This window comes from Streptomyces viridosporus, assembly GCF_002078235.1.
Taxonomy (GTDB): Bacteria; Actinomycetota; Actinomycetes; order Streptomycetales; family Streptomycetaceae; genus Streptomyces; species Streptomyces viridosporus.
Genome location: NZ_MSGP01000060.1, coordinates 1 through 1,513, shown reverse-complemented (window position 1 = coordinate 1,513; position 1,513 = coordinate 1). Strand labels below are relative to the sequence as shown.

Annotated in this window: 1 protein-coding gene; it reads left to right on the top strand. The window is 75.1% G+C overall.

Annotation, left to right across the window (positions count from 1 at the left end):
• Nucleotides 1–1,463 (top strand): thiamine pyrophosphate-dependent enzyme (locus tag B7L92_RS04355; protein ID WP_081236163.1); only part of this gene is annotated, 1,463 nt, incomplete at its 5' end.
• Nucleotides 1,464–1,513: the final 50 nt, after the last annotated feature.

Sequence of the window (1,513 nt, the reverse complement as noted above, 5' to 3'; positions counted from 1 at the left end):
ACACCGGGCGGAGCGTGTCGGTCAACGACACGCTCCGCCCGGTGTCGCGGTACTTCGACCGCGTCACCCGCCCGGAGGCGCTGATCCCCTCCGCGCTGAACGCCATGCGGGTGCTCGCCGACCCGGCCGAGACGGGCGCCGTCACCCTGGCGCTGCCGCAGGACGTGCAGGCGGAGGCGTACGACTGGCCGGAGGAGTTCTTCGCCGAGCGCGTCTGGCACGTGCGCCGCCCCGCCCCGGACCCGGTGGAGCTGGCGGCGGCCGTGGAAGCCGTACGGGCCGCGCGGCGCCCGCTGATCGTGGCGGGCGGCGGGGTCCACCACAGCGAGGCCGAACAGGCCCTGAAGGCGTTCGTGGACGCCACCGGCATCCCGGTCGCCTCCACCCAGGCCGGCAAGGGCTCCCTGCGCCACGACCACCCGGCCGACCTCGGCGGCATCGGCCACACCGGCACGGCGGTGAGCGACGCCCTCGCCCGCACCGCCGACCTGGTGATCGGCGTCGGCACCCGCTACACCGACTTCACCACCGCCTCCGGCACCCTGTTCCAGAACCCGGACGTGCGGTTCCTCAACCTCAACGTCACCGGCTTCGACGCGCACAAGCTGGCGGCGCGCACCCTGGTCTGCGACGCGCGCACCGGCCTGGAGCAGCTCACCGGGGCGCTGGCCGGGCACCGGGTGGACGCGGCGTACGTGTCCGAGTACCGCGCCGGCAAGGAGCGCTGGGAGGAGGTCGTCGAGGCCGCCTACCGGGCCGAGGACGACAGCGCCGCACCGACCCAGACCCAGGTGCTCGGCGCGCTCGACGCGGTCGTCGGCGACGAGGACGTGGTGATCAACGCGGCCGGTTCGCTCCCCGGCGACCTGCACAAGCTGTGGCGCGCGCGCAGCCCGCGCCAGTACCACCTGGAGTACGGCTACTCCTGCATGGGCTACGAGATCCCGGCCGCCCTCGGCGTGCAGCAGGCCGCTCCCGGCACGCCGGTGTGGGCCCTGGTCGGCGACGGCACCTACCTGATGATGCCGACGGAGCTCGTCACGGCGGTCCAGGAGCGCCTGCCCGTGAAGATGGTGCTGATCCAGAACCACGGCTACGCCTCCATCGGCGGCCTGTCCGAGGAGACGGGCGGCGAGCGATTCGGCACCGCCTACCGCCACCGGGCCGAGGACGGCACCTTCACCGGCGCCCCACTGCCCGTGGACCTCGCCGCCAACGCGGCCAGCCTCGGCATGGTCGTGCTGCGCGCCAAGACCGTGCGGGAACTGCGCGAGGCGCTGGCCGAGGCCCGCGCCTCCGACCGCCCGACGTGCGTCTACGTCGAGACCGACCCGACCCCCACCGCTCCCCCGGCCGAGGCCTGGTGGGACGTGCCGGTGGCCGAGGTGGCGTCCCGCGAGGCCGCCGTCCGGGCCCGTGAACGGTACGACTCCCAGGTCGCCGGACGCCGCCGCCACCTGTAGGACCCCTGCCGCGCGAGGCCCCGTGCCTCCGCGGCTCCCCTCCCGCCCCC